19 protein-coding genes and 1 tRNA gene are annotated in these 22,397 nt (G+C 56.6%); 5 read left to right on the forward strand and 15 right to left on the reverse strand.

What is annotated here, in order from left to right; all coding sequences use genetic code 11:
• Nucleotides 1–118: 118 nt before the first annotated feature.
• Together UN63_RS07200 and UN63_RS07205 are read left to right on the forward strand one after the other, a co-directional pair.
• Entirely contained in the window at nt 119–661 is a 543-nt protein-coding gene (locus UN63_RS07200) for a transcriptional regulator (RefSeq protein ID WP_229793519.1), read from the forward strand.
• 266 nt (nt 662–927) lie between these two features.
• Nucleotides 928–1,680 (forward strand): hypothetical protein, encoded by a 753-nt coding sequence (locus tag UN63_RS07205; protein WP_146084724.1) that lies wholly within the window; start codon nt 928–930, stop codon nt 1,678–1,680.
• A gap of 763 nt (nt 1,681–2,443) precedes the next feature.
• Here the strand turns inward: UN63_RS07205 and UN63_RS07210 are convergent.
• The 11 genes from UN63_RS07210 to hinT all read right to left on the reverse strand — a co-directional run bounded on the left by UN63_RS07210 (nt 2,444) and on the right by hinT (nt 12,094).
• Nucleotides 2,444–2,581: a TIGR02808 family protein gene (locus tag UN63_RS07210; RefSeq protein ID WP_104486095.1), complete on the reverse strand. Its 138-nt coding sequence runs from the start codon at nt 2,579–2,581 to the stop codon at nt 2,444–2,446.
• A 441-nt stretch (nt 2,582–3,022) separates the two neighbouring features.
• Nucleotides 3,023–3,598 carry a NapC/NirT family cytochrome c gene (locus tag UN63_RS07215; protein WP_104486096.1) on the reverse strand — a complete coding sequence of 192 codons (576 nt, stop codon included), beginning with the start codon at nt 3,596–3,598 and terminating at the stop codon, nt 3,023–3,025.
• Nucleotides 3,599–3,624: 26 nt separating this feature from the next.
• Nucleotides 3,625–4,107 (reverse strand): nitrate reductase cytochrome c-type subunit, encoded by a 483-nt coding sequence (locus tag UN63_RS07220; protein ID WP_104486123.1) that lies wholly within the window; start codon nt 4,105–4,107, stop codon nt 3,625–3,627.
• A gap of 69 nt (nt 4,108–4,176) precedes the next feature.
• Nucleotides 4,177–6,669 carry a periplasmic nitrate reductase subunit alpha gene (gene napA / locus UN63_RS07225; protein WP_104486097.1) on the reverse strand — a complete coding sequence of 831 codons (2,493 nt, stop codon included), beginning with the start codon at nt 6,667–6,669 and terminating at the stop codon, nt 4,177–4,179.
• Between the two features lie 9 nt (nt 6,670–6,678).
• Nucleotides 6,679–6,969, reverse strand: a complete 291-nt coding sequence (locus UN63_RS07230; protein WP_104486098.1) for a chaperone NapD — start codon at nt 6,967–6,969, stop codon at nt 6,679–6,681.
• Nucleotides 6,956–7,468: a ferredoxin-type protein NapF gene (gene napF, locus UN63_RS07235; protein ID WP_104486099.1), complete on the reverse strand. Its 513-nt coding sequence runs from the start codon at nt 7,466–7,468 to the stop codon at nt 6,956–6,958. The genes UN63_RS07230 and napF overlap by 14 nt, the downstream gene beginning before the upstream one ends.
• A 279-nt stretch (nt 7,469–7,747) precedes the next feature.
• Nucleotides 7,748–9,040: an NAD(P)/FAD-dependent oxidoreductase gene (locus UN63_RS07240; RefSeq protein ID WP_104486100.1), complete on the reverse strand. Its 1,293-nt coding sequence runs from the start codon at nt 9,038–9,040 to the stop codon at nt 7,748–7,750.
• 168 nt (nt 9,041–9,208) lie between these two features.
• Nucleotides 9,209–10,225 carry a beta-N-acetylhexosaminidase gene (gene nagZ / locus UN63_RS07245; protein ID WP_104486101.1) on the reverse strand — a complete coding sequence of 339 codons (1,017 nt, stop codon included), beginning with the start codon at nt 10,223–10,225 and terminating at the stop codon, nt 9,209–9,211.
• Between the two features lie 78 nt (nt 10,226–10,303).
• Nucleotides 10,304–11,131 carry a phosphotransferase gene (locus tag UN63_RS07250; protein WP_104486102.1) on the reverse strand — a complete coding sequence of 276 codons (828 nt, stop codon included), beginning with the start codon at nt 11,129–11,131 and terminating at the stop codon, nt 10,304–10,306.
• Entirely contained in the window at nt 11,121–11,735 is a 615-nt protein-coding gene (locus tag UN63_RS07255) for a penicillin-binding protein activator LpoB (RefSeq protein ID WP_104486103.1), read from the reverse strand. Before UN63_RS07255 ends, UN63_RS07250 begins: the two co-directional genes overlap by 11 nt.
• A gap of 8 nt (nt 11,736–11,743) precedes the next feature.
• Complete coding sequence (gene hinT / locus UN63_RS07260) at nt 11,744–12,094, reverse strand: purine nucleoside phosphoramidase (RefSeq protein WP_104486104.1); 351 nt, start codon at nt 12,092–12,094, stop codon at nt 11,744–11,746.
• 353 nt (nt 12,095–12,447) lie between these two features.
• Between hinT and UN63_RS07265 the strand changes: the two genes are divergently transcribed.
• A tRNA-Pro gene (locus UN63_RS07265) sits at nt 12,448–12,524 on the forward strand.
• 223 nt (nt 12,525–12,747) lie between these two features.
• On the forward strand, nt 12,748–13,137 hold the full coding sequence (locus tag UN63_RS07270; RefSeq protein ID WP_104486105.1) for a hypothetical protein: 390 nt from the start codon (nt 12,748–12,750) through the stop codon (nt 13,135–13,137).
• A gap of 288 nt (nt 13,138–13,425) precedes the next feature.
• On the opposite strand, the gene UN63_RS07275 is transcribed toward UN63_RS07270, so the two are convergent.
• The 3 genes from UN63_RS07275 to tamA form a co-directional block, all read right to left on the reverse strand.
• Nucleotides 13,426–15,243 (reverse strand): PglL family O-oligosaccharyltransferase, encoded by a 1,818-nt coding sequence (locus UN63_RS07275; protein ID WP_104486106.1) that lies wholly within the window; start codon nt 15,241–15,243, stop codon nt 13,426–13,428.
• Nucleotides 15,244–15,852: 609 nt separating this feature from the next.
• A complete protein-coding gene (gene tamB, locus UN63_RS07280; RefSeq protein ID WP_104486107.1) occupies nt 15,853–19,536 on the reverse strand; it encodes an autotransporter assembly complex protein TamB in 3,684 nt (1,227 codons plus the stop codon).
• Nucleotides 19,533–21,248 (reverse strand): autotransporter assembly complex protein TamA, encoded by a 1,716-nt coding sequence (tamA, locus tag UN63_RS07285; RefSeq protein ID WP_104486108.1) that lies wholly within the window; start codon nt 21,246–21,248, stop codon nt 19,533–19,535. The genes tamB and tamA overlap by 4 nt, the downstream gene beginning before the upstream one ends.
• 86 nt (nt 21,249–21,334) lie before the next feature.
• Between tamA and mobB the strand changes: the two genes are divergently transcribed.
• On the forward strand, nt 21,335–21,880 hold the full coding sequence (gene mobB / locus UN63_RS07290; RefSeq protein ID WP_104486109.1) for a molybdopterin-guanine dinucleotide biosynthesis protein B: 546 nt from the start codon (nt 21,335–21,337) through the stop codon (nt 21,878–21,880).
• Here mobB and UN63_RS07295 read toward each other — a convergent pair.
• Nucleotides 21,831–22,397 carry a peptide-methionine (S)-S-oxide reductase gene (locus UN63_RS07295; protein WP_229793518.1) on the reverse strand — a complete coding sequence of 189 codons (567 nt, stop codon included), beginning with the start codon at nt 22,395–22,397 and terminating at the stop codon, nt 21,831–21,833. The two genes, mobB and UN63_RS07295, sit on opposite strands and share 50 nt — an antisense overlap.

The raw sequence follows: 22,397 nt of genomic DNA on the forward strand, positions 1-22,397 counted from the left end.
GGTATAACAAGGCGCAGCAATCTGACTCCGCAAACCTTGTCACCTTTTCTGCATTCGCAGCAAAGCCGCCAAGTTTGCTACGCAGCTGTGCTAGGCGTTAGGCTTATCCGAGGAGCATATGGACGAAATGGATGATGAGTTAGCTCAAGTATTCGGATATGAAAGTACTGAGCATTACAGGCGTGAAACCGAAGAGCGTGAGCGGGTTTTTAACAAGTCAAGAGACTTTTACAATAAACCTCCGGAAGAATGGCCTGCTATAAAATTTAACTGGGATTACCGATTAGAATCTCAAAGATTTTGCTTTGATGGTCTAACACAGTCTGATTTTGAAAAAATGTATCCTGACGGACTGGTTCTTGGCCATATGCCTCTAAAAGAATTTGATAAATATTTGTGTCATTACAGTCGGCGAGATGGCGACGAATTATGGGAACTTGGCTGTCAATCGAAACTAGCCAAGATGATAGTGTATTTATCTGAGGGAAACCCTATTACTCCTCCTGTAATTAAGCCTATAGAGAATAACGAAGTTATTTTTCAAGGTGGTCATCATCGCTACGCTGTAGCTAAAGCTATAGAAAACGAAGAGGTTTTGTTCTATGCGTACCGTGAACACATTCCAAAACTTAATCAGTTTATGAATATACTTTGGGCATAAGCCTAACAAGTTATTGCAACAGGGAAAATAACAGTAGGCTTTGCTCCTGCGTCGCAAATTATAGCCAACTATTATTTTCCTCTGAGTGAAGCGTCATGCGTAAAGAGAAGGGAATCATGGATTCAGCATTTTCTTAATTAGTAAACTCTATCGGTCTGGAGGCCATAAAAATTATTGGGTCCGCCGCTGTCGCGGCATAATTTATTGCGCTACTTTTACATTTTAATTTCTAATTATTTTTACATTAATTTCATTTGAGGTGTGCCGTGGTTTTGTTGAATTTAGCTAAATTTTTTGTTTTACCTGTGTTAACTCTTATATCTTTCGGAACAAATTCTGCTGATTTAAACTTAAGGAAAGGGATGGGTTTGAATGATGGTAGTTATGTTCCAGCAGCTATAATTATTAAAGGTGATATTTCTCAGGGTGATTATGATAAGTTTTTCGGATTGTTTGTTGATTCACTAACGCATGAATATCCTGTTGAGGATATTGTTATTACTGGGTCTAATGGAGGAGATCTGGATGAGGCTATTAAAATAGGCAGGTTTATAGATAGGTTTTATTTGCCAGTTAAGTCGTTTGGTGATTGCTACAGTGCATGCTCGTTTATATTATTTTCGGCAAAGTATAGAATTTTTGTTGGTAGGGTTGGTTTGCATCGTCCATATTTTGATAAGGCATATTACGCTGGGTTATCTGCCGGTAAAGCACAGTTAAGATATAAAGAGATGAGTGCAGTGGTTAGAGAATATCTAATTGAACAGGATGTGGCGGTAAATGTTATTGATAAAATGTTTTCTGTGTCTTCATCGGATATGTGGATTCTTAATAGTAATGAGGCGTTTGAAATTTTTGGTATTATGAAGCCATCTTTTCATGAGTGGGTGAAAGCTAAGTGCTCAGGTGGTGGCTCAGTATATCTGGATGTCGATTCTGAATGTTTGAACAAGGTAATGTGGTCAGCAAAAAATGAAGAACTATTAAAGTGGCTTGAACAAGGTCTGGAAAGTATGTGATAGATACTTTCGTGACTTGGGAATAAAGAGCAATCTTATATCCGTCATTCCGCACCTAATTCCCGGATTTAAAATTGTGACGATTATCTCAAAATCACCGTCAGTATTAGGTTCTAGCTGACACTAGGAAGGGTATTGTGTATTAATGCTCGGTTACGCTATTTTTATCCCAAATTCAGGAGGTTGAAGGTTATGTCCTTCCTTTCGATAGCTCTGTATTACACATCGACATCAAAACCGCTAGTTCGCTTATTTTCTTAAAACGAGTAGACATCTTCGCCGAAAATAAATCTAAAAATAGGTGCGGAATGTCGGTTCATATTAAATAGAGCATCACGCTTGATCATCGGCGGGTACAGCTGCCACGAAAGAAATATATCAGCATTTTATCTATACGCGGCAGCGATTTCCCTGCAGATGAAAATGTGTTACCAGCTGCCTAGGGAAAATCTACCCACGATATCTGTGTTATAAAAATACCAGAGTCAATGCACAACGATATGACACACGACGGGCCTGACTGATTGAAATAAAAAATTTTATAATTAGTTAAAAATCATGTAAATAATGTGACCTGCGTAGAATAAAGCAAAGCCTAACAAGGCCAATCACAAACGCCAGCAAGCTGGCTGGACTCGCTGACGCTCGCCCGTGTTGGCGGCGTTACCTGACTGTAATACCAGCTCACGCCAGTCTACAAAAATATAAAGCGGGAAGGTCGCCCTCCCCGCTTTTTGCTTTCAGCCTGTTCTCTCTGGAAGTATTAATCAATCTGCTTGTCTTTGGTTATGGATAAAACGCCGATGCACACAACTGCCACGGCGATAAATCCGGCCAGAATAATCACGGGCATGGCGGCGTAGCCCAGTATATGCCATATAACGTATTCCAAGGTGCTCATCGCTTTCCCCTTCTTGTTTCCGGTCTCCGGTATTTATACCCATCGGACTAAAGATCTGATCGTTGCTGAGCTCGGTGGGAGCCCTTCTTTATTGCCTCTTCACGAGCGCCGAGCTATCTGTAGACGATACCAGCAGGCCACTCCCTGCCGTCAGGGAGGATAAAGGGTGCAGCTCCGCCGACCCTCCGCGCCATGGCCGAAAATTGCTCCTGCATTTTCGGCATTCCCGCCATCCCTGGCGGTCAGATGCGCGGCGGAGCCCCCATGGGGCGCGCTTGCTCGCCGTGACGAGATGTTTCAGCCCGACCGAACATCCGGCGAATGTTCGCAGCGGGTTGAAACATCGAGTGCCATGTCTTTACGGCGTGTCGGGGGAGCTGGCCGTTTATCCGACCTTTGCGCAGAGCCACCAAGCAGATCTGTCGTTTAACCTGTTTGGTATTATTGCCAGCCTTCCACGTCTCTCATGTCCGGCAGTTTATGGGCAATGCCCTTGTGGCAGTCCACACAGGTTTTGTCGCCAGCAGCCAGAGCGGTAGAGTGTTGGCTTACTGCACGCGGGCCCTGCTCCGAGAAGTCCATATAGTCGAACTGGTGACAGTTACGGCACTCCTGCGAGTTGTTTTCTTTCATTCGTTGCCACTCGCGGTGCGCCAGATGCCCGCGCCGTTCCTTGAACTTTTCGTCCGTATCTATGGTGCCAATAAAGTGAAAGGCCAGCTCTTTGGATGCCTGCACCTTGCGCACTATCTTATCGGTCCAGTTATGAGGAACGTGGCAGTCGGAGCAGATGGCACGCACACCCGAACGGTTGGAGTAGTGAATGGTTTCACGGATCTCCTTCACGATGGGGGCGTGACAGCCGGAACAGAACTGCTCCGTGTTGGTGGCTTCCATTCCGGTGTTAAAGGCACCCCAGAACAGTAATCCACCGATAAAGCCCATCAGCAACACAACCCCTGCCGCGGCCTTACTGGGTGTGGATAAACGCTTCCAGAATCTTTTTAATAATTTCATGACTCTCACTCTTAAGTCGCGCTTTATTACCGCAATGAATCGACGCTCTGGAAGCTGTTATCAACCAAAGGTTTTGCGTCTGCCTGTGGCACGTGACACTGCAAACAGAAGTAACGACGCGGCGACACATCCGACAGTACCTGTTCCTGACGATTCACATAATGAGTGACGCTGATTTTGGTGGCGCCCATTTCCTTGGCGTTTTTCCAGCTATGACAAGAAAGACACTTGTTGGCGTTTAACGACACTTCATAGTTACGGATGGTATGAGGCACAAGGGGTGGCTGATACACATAGTTACTGTCTAATTGGTGATCTTTGGGGAAGCGCTTGAAGTCGTCCGCAGGGCGCGTAGTTTCAATTTCGCTCATCCCACGTAAAGAGCCCACACCACCGATGCCGCCCGGATTACTGGCAGCCTGTGTGTAGATATCGTTGGCATCTTCTGCCTGTACTGCACCGAACAGCAGCGTACTTGCCGCGACCAATGCCATGATGATTTTTTTCATAACCTGCTCCGATTCTTTTTTGATCACCCAATACCACATGAATGGATTGGGTGATTGTCGGTGATGACGTTATACGCTCGCGATTCGGGTGATTTTCACCGGACACTTTTTGTAGTCCGTCTGCTTGGATAGCGGATCGGTGGCATCCAGAATCAACTTGTTGACCAGAATGCGCGCATCAAAGAAGGGAACGAATACCAGGCCTTGCGGCGGGCGGTTACGACCACGGGTTTCAACTCGGGCACGCACTTCACCCCGCGGTGACTGAATAAGCACTTCATCACCACGGCGCAGGTTACGCGCCTGGGCATCATCAGGGTGGATATAGCAATTCGCATCCGGTACCGCTTTGTAAAGCTCGGGCACACGACGGGTCATGGTACCGGTATGCCAGTGTTCCAGCACGCGGCCGGTACATAACCACAAGTCGTATTCATCATTGGGCACCTCTGGTGGTGCTTCGTAAGGCGCCGAAATGATCAGGGCCTTGCCATCGGGCTGACCGTAGAAGTCCCGGCCTTCACGTTTGGCATAGGGGTCATATTCGGGGTTGAAACGCCACAGGGTTTCCTTGCCATCCACCACCGGCCAACGCAAACCACGCACGTTATGATAAACATCGTAGGGGGCCAGATCGTGGCCGTGCCCGCGCCCAAACTCGGCATATTCTTCAAACAGGCCTTTTTGTACGTAGAAACCGGCATCCTTTGCATCGTCGTTCAGTTCCTGTGCTTCGGTCAGTGGGAATTGATCCACCTTGCCGTTGGCAAACAGGATGTCATACATGGTCTTGCCCCTAAGCTCTGGCGCCTTGGCCATCAATTCTTCATCCCACACTTCTTCGATGTTGAAGCGCTTGGCGAATTCCATGATTTGCCAAAGATCGGATCTTGCTCCTTCCACCGGCGACACCTGCTGGTACCACACCTGGGTACGACGCTCGGCATTGCCATAGGCCCCCTCTTTTTCTACCCACATGGCGGTAGGTAAAATCAGATCCGAGGCTTGTGCGGTCACCGTTGGGTAGGGGTCTGAACACACAATGAAGTTGTCGGGGTTGCGGTAACCCGGCAGGCGTTCGGTGTTGATGTTCGGGCCCGCCTGCATGTTGTTGTTACACATGACCCAGTACGCATTCAGTACACCGTCTTTGAGCATCCGGTCTTGCTGCACCGCATGAAAGCCCGGTTTTGGCGGTATGGTGCCTTCCGGCAGCTTCCAGATTTTTTCTGCAATCTTGCGGTGTTTTGGGTTGGCAACCAGTAAGTCCGCTGGCAGGCGGTGTGAAAAGGTGCCTACTTCACGGGCCGTACCACAAGCCGACGGCTGACCCGTTAACGAGAAGGGGCTGTTACCCGGCTCCGAGATTTTACCGGTGAGCAGGTGCAGGTTGTACACCAGGCTTTGCATCCACACGCCACGGGTATGCTGGTTCATGCCCATGGTCCACAGCGACATGACCTTGGTATCGGGATCCGCGTATTGTTTGGCCAGTGCAATCAGGTCTTCCGGTAGCACGCCGGACATTTCCGCCGCTTTTTCTACCGTATAAGGCGCAACCGATGCTTTATATTCTTCAAACGAAATGTCCGAGATATCGCCCGAGTTGGGGTTCTTCGCTTTAACCTGTAATGGGTCATCATCACGCAGGCCATAACCAATATCGGTCTGCGCTTGCTTGAAGTGGGTGTGTTTATCAACAAAGTCCCAGTTAACCGCGTCGTTTTCAATGATGTAGTTGGCAATAAAGTTGGCAATGGCCAGATCCGACTGCGGATGGAAAATCATGCCTCGGTCGGCCAGTTCAAAGCTGCGATGGTAATAGGTTGAAAGCACGTTCACTTTGACATGGGAGTAACTCAAGCGACGGTCGGTGATGCGCGTCCAGAGTACCGGGTGCATTTCGGCCATGTTGGAGCCCCACAGCACGAAGGAGTCGGCATGTTCAAAGTCGTCATAACAGCCCATGGGCTCATCGATACCAAAGGTACGCATAAAGCCGACCACGGCAGAGGCCATACAATGGCGGGCATTGGGATCCAGGTTGTTGGAACGGAAACCCGCCTTCATCAATTTAGAGGCCGCGTAACCTTCCATTACGGTCCACTGACCCGAACCAAACATGCCCACACTGGTGGGGCCTTTTTCCTTGAGGGCTTTTTTGAATTTCTCCGCCATCACATCAAACGCCTGATCCCAGGACACCGGGGCGAAATCGCCGTCTTTATCAAACTGACCATTCTTCATGCGCAGCAGTGGTGTGGTTAACCGGTCTTTTCCGTACATGATTTTCGACAGAAAATACCCTTTAATGCAGTTCAACCCCTTGTTGACGGGGGCTTCGGGGTCGCCCTGGGTGGCAACCACGCGGCCATTCTGGGTGCCGACCAGTACAGAACAGCCGGTGCCACAAAAGCGGCAGGGTGCCTTGTCCCATTTAATGGCGGTTTCATCCGAGCTGACGATCAGATTGGTGGCAGAAATGGGGAGGCTTATTCCGGCCACGGCCGCGGCAGAAGCGGCCGCATTTGCCTTTACAAAGGCACGTCTGGTTAATTTCATGGCTTGTCCTTAAACTTCCGTGTTCTTGTCTGCGGCACTGATTTCATCGTCGAGGTCATGCTCAATTTGATGAAACACCAATGCGGTACTTAATACGTGGTCTAGTTGATTTATCGCATCTATGGTGTCGGTGATATAACCCTGATTTCGGGTTTCTATTACCACCACCAACTTCCCGGCTGCGCTTTCGCCATAAATTTCTGCACCGTCAAACGCTTCAATCTGGCGTTTGATGGCGTTTAAATGTTGGGGCACGGCGTGAACCACCAAACTTGAGATATGAACTTCATTCAGTGACATTGGCGCTCTCTTGAAAGGTGTTCTTGATGGTGATCGCGGAGGTCGGACACACCGACACACAGGCGCCACATCCGGTGCAGCTATTCATGTCTATTTGCGGCTGTGCCACTCTGCCCACCGCCAGTTTGAAAGTAATGGCGAAGGGTTCACAGCTGTCACCACAGCTTCGGCAATCCACGTTTTTCATCGCCAGGCAGCTGTCTTCAATTACGGCCTTTGCTTGCCAGGCTGGTTCGGTTTTTGGCAAAAACAGGGGTTCGGGGCACGCCTCTGCACATTGGTAACAAAAGGTACATTCGCCGACTTCAAAATCAACACGGGGGAAGCCGCCATCGGAGGGGCGAATGATCCTGGCAGGGCATTGCTTTATGCACTCACCACATTGGGTACACAAGTCGGTAAATTGCGCTTCTTTTACCCATGGCAGTGAGGGGGTATCCATGATTTTTTGGCGAGTAAACAGTCGGCGCCTGGAAAGATTAACCTGAGAATGTGACATACCAACCCAACCACCCTGTCGAAATTGCCGTCGAAACCAAGAGTTTAAACGCGACAAAAAAAGCTCTGAAATCCAAGCCTTACCAACCCTAATTCATTGTTGTTTTAATAGCCAAGGCTGAATAGCGGCCAAGAGGAATTTGAGAGATTCCTTTGATTTGGATCAAGTGAGCCACCAATAAGGGGCCCGGGATTGCGTGGCCAGAAAATGAAAAAGCGGGAAGGTCGCCCTTCCCGCTTTCAACTTTCAACTTTCAATTTTCAACTTCTGGCTGCGGTTTTAATGCAGTTTCAGGCGGGGCCGCAGGAAGCGGTTGATGCGCCCTACCAGCATCATCAGACCGGTGCGGGTGTAGCCGTGCAGCGCCACCTGGTGCATGCGATACAAAGACACATACACGGTGCGGGCGATACGGCCTTCTACCATCATGGAGCCACGCATCAGGTTGCCCATCAGGGAGCCGACGGTGGAGTAACGGCTCAGGCTCACCAGAGAGCCGTGATCCTTGTAAACGTAGGACTTGAGCGGCTTGTTGTTGAGCCGCGCCAGTATGTTGTCGTAGACCAGGCTCGCCATCTGGTGGGCAGACTGGGCCCGCGGCGGAACCGGCTTGCCGTTTTCCTGCATGCAGTGAGCGCAGTCGCCGATAGCGAAGATACTGTCGTCCCGGCTGGTCTGCAGGGTCGGCTTGACCGTCAGCTGATTGATGCGGTTGGTTTCCAGGCCGGCGATCTCTTTCAGGAAGTTCGGCGCCTTGATGCCAGCGGCCCATACCATCAGGGTGGCCGGGATCAGCTCGTCATCCCTGGTTTTCAGACCTTCGGCGGTGGCTTCCACCACCATGGTATTGGTGCGTACATCCACCCCCAGCTCACGCAGTTCCTTGTGAGCCATGCCGGAGATGCGCTCGGGCAGTGCCGGCAGTATGCGCGGGCCCGCTTCCACCAGAGTCAGGCGCAGGCAGTCACGGCTGAGCTTCTTGAAGCCATAGGCGCTGAGGTGTTCAACCGCATTGTACAGCTCGGCAGACAGCTCGACGCCGGTGGCGCCGGCGCCGACGATGGCGATGTTTACCTTGTCGTCGACGGCCTCGCTTTCACCGTACTGCAGGAAGCGGTTCATCAGCTCGTCATGAAAACGCTCGGCCTGCTGCGGGCTGTCCAGAAAGATGCAGTGGTCGCGCACGCCCTGAGTGCCGAAGTCGTTGGAAACCGAACCGATGGCCAGCACCAGAATGTCGTATTGCAGGGTGCGCTCACTCAGCATCGGCCTGCCGCTATCGTCCAGCATCGGGGCCAGGGTAATGGTCCTGGCGTCCCGGTCGATGTAGGTGAGCGACCCCATCTGAAAACCGAAGCCGTGGTTATGGGCGTGGGAGCGATAGCTCAGGCCGTCGATACCGGGATCCATGGCGCCGGTGGCTACTTCATGCAGCAGAGGCTTCCACAAGTGAGTCCGGTTACGGTCTACCAGTGTCACTTCCGCCTTGCCCTTGCGGCCCAGCTTGCGACCCAGTTTGGTGGCAAGCTCAAGACCGCCGGCGCCACCGCCGACTACGATAATCTTTGTCATGTTTGACCCCTGGATAATGTAAAAAACCTGCGGCTATGGCGGATGTGTGTCGCAGCCATAGCCGAAGACTCTTGCGATGGCCTCCCTACAGAGGCCATATTTTAAAAGTCGAGGCTGAAAGTACAACTGTATTTTTACATAAAATTAACTATCAAAGACCCCGTTTGCTCAGCCTTCCAGCCGGCGCAGCCGTTCACTTGCCTCGCGCCAGCGACGGCTGCCATACAAGTTACTGGCGACGGCCGTCTCACGCTTGCCCAGGGCAGACAAATCGCGTTTGCGCAGAGAAGACAGGTCCCGCTTTATATCGTGAGGCAAAGCGTCGATGATCTCGACGGCGCCGGCCCTGTGATTACAGGCCAGCAGCAGGTCGCAGCCTGCCTGCAGGGCGCTATGGGCCCTGTCGGCATAGCCACCCGCCACGGCGGCGCCTTCCATGGTCAGATCGTCGCTGAAGATCAGTCCCTTGAAGCCGAGTTTTTGCCGCAGCACCTGTTTCAGCCAGAAGGATGAAAACCCGGCCGGGTGCGGGTCCACCGCCGAATAAATGACGTGAGCCGGCATCATGCCCTGCACCAGGCCGGCGGCGATAAGGGCGCGAAACGGCACCATGTCCGCCTGCTCTATCTCGGCAAAGTCGCGGGGGTCGACCGGGCTTTCCTTGTGAGAGTCGGCGCGCACGCTGCCATGGCCGGGAAAATGCTTGGCCACCGCCGCCATGCCGGCGGTATTCATGCCCTTGATGTAAGCGCTGGCATACTCGATAACCGGTTCGGGATCGGTGCCGAAGCTGCGATCGCCAATCACCTCGCTGCCCCGCTCCAGATCCAGCACGGGCGCAAAGCTCAGGTCGATATCATGGGCCAGCAGCTCGGCCGCCATCATCCAGCCGGCGTCTTCCAGCAGGGTGAGTTTATCCGGGCTGTTCAGCGCCGCCAGTTTGCCCGGAGCCGGCAGCGGGAAGAAGCCGTCGCGAAAACGCTGCACCCGGCCCCCTTCGTGATCTACCGTCAACAGCAGGCCCGGTTTGACCGCACGAATGGCCTTGACCAGGGCTCTCAGCTGCGCCCGGTCGTGATAGTTACGACGGAAAAATATGACCCCGCCCACCGTCGGGTGCGCCAGCAACTCACGCTCTTCGGCGTCCAGCTCACAACCCTGCACATCAAGAATAAAGGGGCCCATTACTACTCCGTTACCGCGCTTTATTACCGCGCTTTAGTGGTCAGTTCAATTCGATAGGCATTAGGGTCTGTTGACCTTTCACGGTGAAAGGTCAACAGACCCTAATGCCTGCGCCAGCCGCGCCAGCGCCCTGTGTTGCAGCTCAAGATAGTGCGGGGCCGGGTTACGCCGGTACTGCAGCGCCGCCCACAGGGCCGTCAGCCATTGTACCCAGAGCCGGCGCGCCTGAAAACGACGCCAGTCGAGGGGGCCGCCGGCAGCACCATAGGCCGCCAGCAGTGCCCGCTCCTGCTCGGGGTCCAGCTCGAAGCTGTCGGCAATCACCGCCAGCTCAAAGGCCGCATCGCCCCGGGCCGCGTATTCCCAGTCCAGCAACCAGGGCCGTTCGCCCAGCAGGTTGGCGGCGTTGAGGTCATGATGACAAAACACGGGGGTAAAGGCCGGATTCAGCACCGGCGAGGCAAAACGGGGCACAAATACCGCCAGTTCGGGTGCCAGCGGCGTCAGTTGCCGCAGATAATGACGCGCCTGGGCTGCCAGATCCAGCGGCGGCAGGTCGATGGGTATCTTGTGCAGCCGGGCGACCCGGCGCATCAGCAGGGGCAGGTCCGGCTCTCGCCCACGCCAGTCCGGCTCATCCAGCCAGTCCAGGATCAGCAGACCCTGTTCGGGTCGGGCATAACGGATCACGGGGGCAAGCCCCGCCTTGGCCGCGGCGGTGTGAGCCCGCAGCTCAAGGGTTCTGTCTATGCCCAGCAGGGACGGATTTTCGCAGCCCAGCCTGAGCCAGTAAGGGCCCCGAGCCGTGTCGAGCCGCCAGCAAAGATTGGTGTAACCGCCCGCCAGTGGCGTCAGCTGCCCCTGCCATTGCGGGGGCAGTGACGCCAGCAGCCGATCAGCGTTCACTCACGCTATCGGACCAGAGCACCTCGCCGCTGCTCAGTTCCATCAGTTGCCCTTGCAGCCTGGTGCCTCCGCCGTTGCGGGTCAGGGTGGTGGACAGCAGATAATCGGCGCCACTCTGTTTGCCCAGTCGTACCAGCGCCGCCATGTCGGCCCGGCCGCCCTGATAGGCCAGCTGCTGGCGCAGGCTGCTTACCCTGGCACCGTCGGCAAAGGTCAGGCTGCCACTCAGGTTGGCGCGCAGGCGTTCGGTCAGGCCCTGGGTATCCACCGGGCTGCCGACCTGATTGCCGATGTCGTCCAGCAGCACGGCTCCCTGCACTTCATTGACGGCGGAGCTGTTTTTGAGGCGGCCCGCGAGCCCGTCGACCAGCCGTTCCAGATTGGCGCTGCGCACCTCCGGCAGCGGCGCCACCGGGGCTGTGGGCATATCAATCACCGGTGGCTGCAGAACCGGAGCCGATTGGGGCACCTGCACAACCGGTTGTGCAGACTCCGAGCCAACCGGTCTGACCGGCGCCGGCTGGGATGAATAGGGATTGGGCATGGTACAGGCCCCGAGTGCCATGCCGGCGGCCAGCAATAACGTTAAGCGAAAGGGATTCATGATCTTCCTTATTGAGCCAGCATGGGGCCCAGCGGACGGCCACCCAGCAGGTGCATGTGAATATGGTAGACTTCCTGACCACCGTGACGATTACAGTTAATGATCAGACGATAACCGTCTTCACTCAGCCCCGCCTCGGCCGCCAGCTTGCGGGCCACGGTAAACAAGCGGCCCAGAGCCAGCTCGTGTTCGGCTTCCACTTCGTTCACGGTGGGGATCAGCACATTGGGGACGATAAGAACGTGGGTCGGCGCCTTGGGCGAAATATCGCGAAAGGCCGTAACCAGCTCGTCCTGATACAGGATATCGGCGGGAATTTCCTTGCGGATAATTTTGCTGAAAATGGTTTCTTCTGCCATTGCTGCTCTCCTTGAAATAAGTCGCCGGGCCGCGCCAGTCTGCCACAGTCCAGGATTCGCTATTATAGCCTTGTTGGTCGTCAAGGGAATGAAGTCATGCTGAATAAACTATTGATTAAAAACGCAACCCCGATCAACTGCCCCATAGTCCCCCGGCACCGCGTCACCACCCCGTAGTCCTTAGGCTAACGCCTGCCGTTCACCCGCCAAAAGTGCTGGGTTTAATGCTGGATTTAATGCTGATTGCACAGATAAACGGCAAACGAACCGGGCGACCCCGGTTCTGTATTGACAGCGTCGGGGGCATTACCTAATATCCGCCCCGTCGCTTACCGTGGTAAGTATGACGATGTCGGCGTGTAGCGCAGCTTGGTAGCGCACTAGCATGGGGTGTTAGGGGTCGGAGGTTCGAATCCTCTCACGCCGACCAGATTACCCTTTAAAAAACCCACCTTTAAGGTGGGTTTTTTATTGCCTGCGATTTGTGCTTGTCGTATCAGTTCCGAATAAAGGGGCCGCTCCGGCGTCGCCTCTGATACTTGAGGCAACAATATGATCAGCGCCAGCCTCTGTCACTGCCTCATCAAATCGGATTCAAGTAGTACCATTATCGGATACACTGTCAGGGTGTTTTACCGCTTCGGAGAACTGCCATGAAAATACTACAACGAAAGTCGCTGGCACTGGTGCTGGCCGGCACACTCACCACCCAGCTGGCCGCCTGCGGCACCGTCTTCTATCCGGAACGCAAAGGCCAGATCAGCGGCCGCATCGATCCGGTCGTGGCCATCGCCAACGGTGTGGGTCTGCTGTTCTTTATCGTACCCGGCGTTATCGCCTTTGCGGTCGACTTTGCCACCGGCGCCATCTATCTGCCCGGCGGCCGCCGCGCCGAGCTGCAACCGAATGCCACCCCCGACAGCCTGAACGACAGCCTCTATGCCAGCACCGGCCAGCGCATCGACTGGCAGCAAGACATGGTACTGGTTGAAGCGCTCGGCTCCGCCGACGAAGCCCAGCAGCGGCTGATCGCCTCCCGCTGAGTTGGTGTGCTCTCACCGTAGGGTCCAATTCATTGGACCAGTCGAGTCCGCGTGTAACGCCTTTGGTCGAATAAATTCGACCCTACGAAAGAACCGTTCGGTGTACTCCCTCCCCTCGAGCTCTGTTTCTGCAGCATGGCTGCGAGGTGCAACGCAAGGGGAGGGTTGGGGAGGGGTTTCTGCACGATTGTAATGACATCCCCACCCCGCCTCCCCCTGGCCAGACTACATATCTATGTCTGCTTCCCCGCTGCCAAGGGGGAGGAGCCGTGCGGTTCGCCCCGCTAATCAGTAGGCTCCGCCGATAGCCGGGCGCAGGTGTTCGTACAGCGGAATGGTTTTGTTCAGTTCGGCCACCGAGATCCCCGGCGCCAGCGTGGCCAGGCGCTCCCGTGCCCGCAAAATCCGGTTGCTGCGCAACAGCTGCACATTGGGATAAAGCCGCCGGGCTTCACCCAACAGCTGTTGGGCCTCGTCTTCCTCCCCCGCCGTGGCCAGCGCCAGGTAGGCATTGTAATAAACCCCCGCCCGAGGCGTGTGGGTCAGAAAACGCCGGGCCCAGCTCACGTAATCCAGCAACTGTTCTCTGTCTTCCGCCAGCAGGCCGCGGCTCAGCTGCCAGTGATGACGATAAAAAGCCACCCTGTCATACCAGATCAGGGGATTCACCACCGCCTGCAATTGCGCCTCGGTGCGGTCTTCATTCTGCTCGTAACGGGTCAGCTGCTGGCCCGCATAGAGGCCGGTGGCCATGAACAGCATCAGGCCCATTCCCCAGGCGCGTAACGGCCAACGGCTCCAGGCCAATGGTGCCGCCAGCAGACGACGCTGGCCGTATTCCGCATCCATGACATAAAGCAGCACCAGCATCATGAACCAGTGCGGCAGCGAGTGATAAAACGGAAATTCGGTCTGACTGTGAATGAAAATAGGGGTCAGTATTCCGACCCAGGCCAGGCTTTGGGCAAAGGGCAGCCGGTAGAGCAGCTGCAGCACCAGGCCGGTCATCAGCACCAGTCCCAGCAGCGGCACCACGCCGCCTTCGATGGCCCAGAGCAGAAACTCGTTATGGGGGTGCCCCATCTCGGTAAACAGCGGCGGTGCCCCCGGGGTCAGCTCGCGCCAGTCGGCATAGGTGCTATAAAACGACGACTCGAAACTGCCGTAGCCAAAACCGAGCCAGGGCTTGTCCAGCCACATGCGCAAGCCGTGGGCATAAATGTCGAAACGGCCATCGGCCTGGGTATAGATGCTCAGGCTGCGCTTGCTCATGTCGAAGGCATCCAGGCCGACCACTCCCAGCACGATACCGAGCGGGATCAGCAGCAGGCTGGCCAGCAGGCGCTTGGAGCGGGTCTTGATCAGGGTTTGCCAGATCAGCGGCTGCAACAGCAGCAGCCCCAGCAGCAACCCCAACTGACCGGCCCGGGATTGCAGCAGCACCACCAGCATGCCGCCCGCCCCCAGCACCGCAGAAAACCAGACCGACTTCAGCACAAAGCCGCGCCAGGGTGACTTGGCTTCGTGCAGCCAGAGGTACACCGCCAGCACCATGCCGGTAGCCACAAAGCTGGCCATGACATTGCGGTGCTGAAAAATACCATAGGGCGAACGCACCTCGGTGTTGTAGCCAAACCAGTTGCCCGGCTCCAGCACGAAGAACTGGGCCAGACCCAGAAGAATCTCTACGCTGACCGCCGCCAGCAGGCAATACAGCAGGTAACGGCGGCCCCGGCCGTTGAAGCGGCATTGCTGCAGGGCCAGATAAAACAACAGGCCGCCGCACAGGCCCAGCATGCGCGGCAAGGCCTGGCCGGCCACGGAATTGTTATGCCCATAGAAAAACGGCAGCCACAGCAGGCAACTCGCCGCCACCAGCCCCAGCCAGAAGCGGCTGGTCAACAGGCGCCGACGGTGCCAGTGCCAGAGCCCCAGGGTGGTCATCAGGCCGACAAAAAACCAGCCGATGACATTGAATGGCAGTTGCAGGCCGATACCGAACAGATGAGGTAAATAAAGGTGCATCGCCAGCAGGACGTAAAACGCCATGCAGACCAGCATGGTTTTGGCCAGCCGTTCCTGTTGCAGCAAAGGCGAAGACATCATCAGTTCTCTCCGCGAGAAACCCCGTCCTTTTAGGGCGGGGAGGGATAGCGATTGGCGCATAGCACCAACGGTTTCTATACTCAAATTGTCTCTTGCAGACCTACGGCGGGTTGCGCCGAATGTTAAGCCTGCGGAGTGGATGTGAGACTTAGGCGGATATGGGGTTGATTCACCATCGTAAAATCCGCCATTGCGCGGAATTTACGGCGAGAACCAAGCCCCCGCCCGAGCTGCCCACTGTGAAACAGGAACCTGTTAACCCGGTGACGGGTTAATCCCTAACGGGAATCTCCTTCCTTCAGGGAGGAGAGGACGTCAAAATGGAGCGTACTCTCGCAGGCCGAACTTAATCACAAGCCCCTACTTTACTCAAAGCCGGCACAAAAAGCATGAGCGGCGCGGTGCCGCCCCGGCAGTTTCTGCCACAGCAAATCTATTTAGTGCCTGGCGCCAAGGTAAAAGAAAACACCACAAGCCATAGATAGAGGCATCATTCCGGGCTGGCGACCGTATCTTTCTGCAAACAACACCAGACCAGGATCCTGATTTTCATCAGGATGACGGCCGGATTTGATATTGCTCTGGGCGCTCGGCGCCGGGCGCCACTACCTAAAACTCAAATCGATAGAAGATATCAATCGCCTGACTCAGACCACTGGTTGCCTGCAAATAGAGCCGTGGCAATAGCTCATAGCGCAGCCGCAGCTCGCCGATGGCCGAGAAGACCCCGACGCCATAACCAATCTGCAGCCCCGGCAACACATAGGCGCTGATATTCACCTCGGTATCGTCGCCGCTGCCGCCGGTATCCAGCGACACGTCCTGCAGCCCCAGTGCCTCGCCCACGTTGGTGACCAGGCCGCCGATTTTGCCGACACCGGCGCCCAGCAGCATCGACTGCACCAGGGCGTTACCGTCGGTTTCACCGCCGCCTTCGAGTCCCCGTCCGCGCAGCAGGTAAGACAGCTGCTCCACCTGCGGCATAGCGGGATCCGAGAACACTTCCACCTTGGGTTGAGCCGCGCTGCCCGAAACCCGTACCCCGGCGGTAATGCTGCTGTCGGACATGCTGGACGGGTTACGAATCGCCTCCACCCTCAGGTTGGGCTGATCCAGCGGGCCGCTGAACAGAATGCTGCCGTCCCGGATCAACAGGTTCTGACCGTAGGCGCGAAACTTGCCATCAATCAGCCGGATCTCGCCGTTGGCGCGCATGCTGCGTCTGGGCCGCTGCACGATACGCAGCTTGCCTTCCAGCCGGGTATCCAGACCAAAGGCCTCCAGGCGTACATCTTCGGTCAACCGCACATTGATACGAATATCCAGCGGCAGCTTGGGGGCTTTTTCGGGAATGATGCCCGATGCCTGCACTATGACCACGTCTGCCGAACGGGACACGGCGCTTTCGGGCAGCTCCTTGACCTCGATACGGGCCCAGGGGATCAGGATTTCGCCTCGCACCGTGGCCTGCTCGCCCAGGCCGATTTGCAGATCCGGGCTGACCCGCACCCGGCCCATGCCCGGATAGCCGGCCTCCAGCTCTGTGCCCTTGAGGCGAATTTCGCCGCTCACCGGCAACTGCCGCCAGTCCAGCTCACCGCTGATATTCAGCGGCCCATCGCCCATCCTGAGCTGACCGTTGAGGGTGGCATTGGTGCCCCGGATATCCAGCCGGGTACTAAAGTCACGCACCTTGACCATGTCGGAATAGGTATCTACCTCGCCGCCGGTCAGGCTGATGTCGCCAAACAGCAAGGGCGCCTGCAGGGTGCCGTCCAGTCGTGCCTTGCCGGCCAGAGTGCCCTGCAGGCGGGCCACTTCCGGCAGCAGCGGCGCCAGCCAGTCGAGTTTTAGCTGGTCAATGCTCAGGTTGCCACTGAGCGCTCGGCGTCCCTTGAGATCCGCCACATTGGCATCCAGCGCCAACCGGCCCAGCTTGGTCGAGCGAAAGGCCAGCGACGACTGCAGCCGGTTCTCCACCATCTCGCTGGTGAGTGACAGCGTCTGATAGTCGAGTCGGGTATCGCCGCTGACAAAGGTGCCCGGCGTGGTACTGATGTTGGCGTTAAGCGTGGGTGCGCCGTTTTTCCAGCGCAGATCCACCCGGCCACCCAGTATCGCCTCCCAGGAAAAGTCTCTGGGAAAGAACGGCTCGAGTCGGGCCAGATTGAGATCGCGGATATTTACCCCGGCCTGGCCTTCTTTGGCGCTGGCGGTGAGGGCGTCGAAACACAAGGACGCCTCGCCCGAGCCCCAGCAATGGGGCTCGGCGCGAAAACGCTGCTCCTGCCACGTCATGGCCACTTCCTGCTGCAGGGCCCAGCGTTCGAACGGAGTATCCAGCACGGCCCGGCTCAGCCGGCCGCGCCAACCGTCTTTGTTCAGGCTGCCGTCGAGGCGCAGCTCGGCCGCCAGCGGATCGCCCTCCACATTCAGCTCGAGTTGGTGCGCCGCCTCATTACCCTTGCCGGTCAGCAGCAGCTTTTTGAATTCCATCTCGCCAGCCCGAATGCGGTCCACCGTCAGCCGCACATCACCTCTGATGGCATCGCCCAGCGTGGCCTTGGCCTGCAACTTGATGTCGCGCGCTTCGTTATCGTTAAAACCGGCCCGGCCACCGGTGAGGCTGGCCTCAATCTGCGGCGCGGCCAGCTCGCCCCGTACCCGGATGTCGCCAGCCAGATCGCCGAACAGGCCGGGGGAATACACCGCCAACTCCGGTGCCTTCAGCACGCCGTCCAGCTGCCAGCGGTCTGTGATGCGACCATTGACCGTCAGCTGGTTGTTGCCGTTGATCAGCCGAAGCTGATTGATGCTGCCCTGCAATGCCTGATCCAGCACCACCTCGCCCTTGAGCAACAGCGGATAATCCCGCAACTGCCCATGAATATCGGGCCTGGCATTCAGCTCCCACTTTTTGCCCTGCAGCACAAAGCGGGTGTCCATCTCGCCGTTGAGGCGACCCTCCAGCCCGGCCACAAAGGCACCTGGATCGGCCTCGGTCAGCGTCAGCAGTCCCTGCCAGTCGATGCCCTTGGCCCAGCTCAGGGCGCCGGTCACCTTCGCCTCGCCCTGAGGCAGCGTCAGGGTCAGCGGGTTCAGGCGGGCCCCTTTCAGATCCCCCTTCGCCGCCAGCTTGATGCCCAGCGGCGGCAGGCTCGGCCCCTGACCTTCGGCATTCAGGGTCAGTTGATAGTCTTCCAGCTTGCCCTTGAGCCGTAACTTGCCCTGCTTCAGTCGCCATTGGGGATCGGTCAGCGGCCAGCCCAGCTGTTGCCAGTTCAGCGAGATATTGAACGGCAATTCGGGGTTCAGCGGTTGTGCCGTCAGGCTGGCATTGGCTTCCACCACCTCGCCCAGGGCCAGCTTTCCCTTGAGATTTTGCAGACTGTCGGACAAGGTCAGGGCCAGGGTCTGGCCTTCCAGTTGTCCGTTCAGCAGTGGTTTATGCAGGGTGCCGTTCAATGCCAGTTCGAGCGGATAGTCTCCACTCAGGGTGATATTACCGCCGAGGGTCACTTTGGCCAGCTCGTGGTCAAGCTCGGCTGTCAGAATTTTCAGTTCGCTGTCTTGACCTTCCAGCTCCAGCACCAGAGCATGCAGGGCCCGGGTTTGCCCGCCCTGAATAAGCCGGCTTTCGGTCAGGCTGAAGCCTTGCAGCTTGACCGGGAAAGGCAGTACCACCTCCGGCAGGGTCAGCGGTGACCTGGCGGCAACGGCGGGTTTTTCGCCTGTGGTTGCGGCATCCTCACCGGGTGTCAACGTCAGGGTCAGCCCCTGCATGTTGGGGCCCGTGATCACCATGCCGTCCGCATCCCAGTGGGCCGCCAGCTGCAGACTCTGCCAGGAGATCGTTTGCCCGGGCAGGGATATCTTTACCCTGTCGGCACGAATGTCATCCAGGTCGATACGCAGCGGTGGCGTTATCTGCCCCAGCGGCTCGGTCGATGCTGTGTCTTTGGCTGGCGGCAGCGTCTTGATGGTGACTTCGATGTCTTCGGCCACCAGCTGTTGCAACCAGAACCGGCGGTCGAGCAGCTTGCCCAGTTGCCAGTCTATGGTCACCTGTCGGGCCGAAAAGGCCAGCGAGTCCTGCTCGTAGCTCAGCTCGTCAAACTGCCAACCCCGGCCCAGCTGGCCCGAAGCCATGGTGCCGCTCAGGCCCGGCACCTGCTGCTTGGCCAGCCCCCATAGCCACTGATTACCCACATGGGTAAACAGCAGGCTGAACAACAGCATCAGCAGTAAACACAGGCTCACCACCAGGCCGGTGAAGATACGCGTAAAAATCATAGTTCGGGCCCCAGGGTAAAGTGTATCCGCATGGGGACTTGATCCTCCGATACGCCAAATGCCAGATCCAGGCGAACTGCCCCCACCGGCGTCAGCCAGCGCACCCCGACCCCGGTGCCTAGCTTCCAGTCTTCGGTGTAGTCGTTGGTCGCGGTACCTGTGTCGACGAAGCTGGCGACACGCCACTTTTCCGCCACCTTGTAGTCGTATTCCAGACTCAGGGCGGTGGCGTATTTGGCCCCCAGTCGATCGCCGTTTTCATCTATCGGGCTGATGTCTTGATAACCGAAGCCGCGCACCGTCATGTCACCACCGGTGAAAAAACGCAACGACGGCGGCAGCTTCTGCACATCCTCAACCCACACGGCGCCCTGCTCGGCCCGGGCGATCAGCCGTTGCTTTTCGGCGATGGTGCGCAACCACTTGCTGCGCCCCCACAGGCGGATAAAGCGGGTGTCCGATCCCCACCAGGGTTCGGACAACTCCAGGGTGGCCAGCTGGGCATCGCCCCAAATCGGATCCAGGCCACCACGTACCCGGGTTCGGCTGTAGGACACGCCGGGGATCAACAGAAAGCTTTCATCTTCCTGCTGACCCTGGGTATAGGTTTCGTATTCGGAGCGAATAAACACATCCCGGGTCCAGTCATCGGTGTCTTTGTCCCAGCGATGGATTGAGGCCACCAGACGATCACTCACGGTGTCGTCCTGATCCAGCATCTGATAGCCACCCTGAATGGTGTAGTAGTTGTTGAGCGGATTACCGCGAGGGATCTTGTAGATGACGCTGATGTCCTGCTTGGGCGCCGACAGTTTGAGGTTGGTCTTCAGGCTGTGCCCCAGACTGTTGATCCAGGGTTTGTCCCAGCTGGTCGAAACCCTGGGCCCTTCATCGGTCGAGAAGCCCGCACCCACTTCTACTTCGTTGTCGGCCTTGGCTCGCAGCACCACAGCCAACGGAATGCGGTAGTTTTCATCGGCCTCGCTCACCACCGGCAAGACTTCGACCTGACGGAAATAACCGGAGGCGGAAAGATCACGACTCAGCTCGGCCAGACGAATGGCCTGATAAGGATCGCCGGGTTTCACCTTCACCAGCGGCGTCAGCACCCGATCCACCGGCCGGTCTGCGTCCACCCTCAGTTCACCAAACTGGTAACGAGGGCCGGAGTCGAAGGTCAGTGTCACATCGGCGGCTTTGTCCTGGGGGTATACCAGTACCTGACTACGTTGATAGTTGGCATCGAAGTAGCCGCGCGCCAGGGCCAGACTGAGCAGGCTCGCCTTGATCTTTTCATACTTGTCGTGACGAAAGACATCGCCTTCTTTCAGTGTGAGCTTGTTGATCAGCTGTTCAAACTGCGGGTCAGACGCCGAGTCGCCCTGCAACAGCAAATCCAGGGTGCGAACACGCACGGGTTCACCGGCGCTCACCCGCACTGCAACTAGCTCCGGCTTGTCTTTGTCGGCGGTGATGTCGATGGTCGGGTTATAGTAACCCAGTGACTGCAGGCTGTTGATCACCGCCGTTTCTATGTCTTTGCGAAAGCGGGGTAGCTGCTCGGCGTCGATGGCGGGCAGCTGATCCAGATACACCTGGGTATTTTTTTTCAGCTTGCCCTTCAGCCCTTCCAGCTCGAAGCTAACGTCCTCTGCCCTGACATTCAGGCTGAGCAACAGCAGGACCAAGACTCCCCATATTCCTTTGCTCATGGCGCAACCCGCCTATTTTGTGTTTGTGTATTATATCGACTCGACGTGGCAGACTGAGCCTCTGTCGAAACCTTTCCGGGCGCCTTATGTCCCCATCTCATCATTCTAGTGCTCTGCTCGGTTTTGCCGGTTTCAGTGGCAGCGGTAAAACCACGCTGCTGCGGCAACTGGTCAGCCTGCTTACCCGGCGCCAATTGCGCATCGGCATCATCAAACATACTCATCACGATGTGGAGCAGGACCAACCGGGCAAGGACAGCTTCGAGCTGCGCCACGCCGGTGCCCGTCAATGCCTGCTGGCCGGGCCTCATCGTAGCATTCTCACCTGGGAAAACACCAAGCCGGAAGAACCTGATTTGAATGAATCTCTTTCACGACTCAGCCTGCACCAGCTCGATCTGGTGCTGGTCGAAGGCTTTCGCGAGGCGCCCATCGCCAAGGTTGAGGTGCACAGGCCCGACTGTGGCACCCCCCTGCTGTGCCTGCACGACCCGCATATTCTGGCGGTAGCCACCGATGTGCCGGACCTTGTCGCCCCGGTGCCGCTGCTGGATTTGAATAACCCCGTCGCCATCGCCGAGACTATTTTTCACTGGTGGCAATCGGGGCGCCTGCAAGTGCCTGCAGATTGAATCGTTCGCCGGCCGGATAACCGCACATACGGCGATAGCCTCCATAAAGCAGCGGATGCTGCCAGCTGTATTGCTGATGTCGGGCCGGGGCCGAGACAAAGGTCCCCACCGGCAGTATCCGCACCCGAACATCACGGCCGGACTCCAGTTCCAGCCTGGCCCGGCTTTGCTGGGCCCACTTTTGCTGCAGCGAACTCTGTACATAAAGCGCCGGGCTGAATTCGGCCCCCCGGTCGCAAAACTGGCCCTCGCCGTCAAACGTATCCACCGCCGCCCAGTACAGGGTCAGCAGCTCGCCGTAACTCAAGGTGTGGGGATCATACTCCACCCGCACCACCTGCCGCTGCAGGTGACGGCTGCCACTTTTCATCCAGCCCGTTTCGGTGCTTTTCACACCGGATCTGCCGGCAAACAGCGCCTCCATGACCCAGAAACTGCCACCGGCAAACACCGCCTGGGTCGCCTGAACCGGTAGCGCCAATAACAGCAACAGCATCATCAGGGTTTGTCTGACCAC

The organism is Oceanisphaera arctica, from assembly GCF_002936955.1.
In the GTDB taxonomy this organism is placed as follows: domain Bacteria; phylum Pseudomonadota; class Gammaproteobacteria; order Enterobacterales; family Aeromonadaceae; genus Oceanimonas; species Oceanimonas arctica.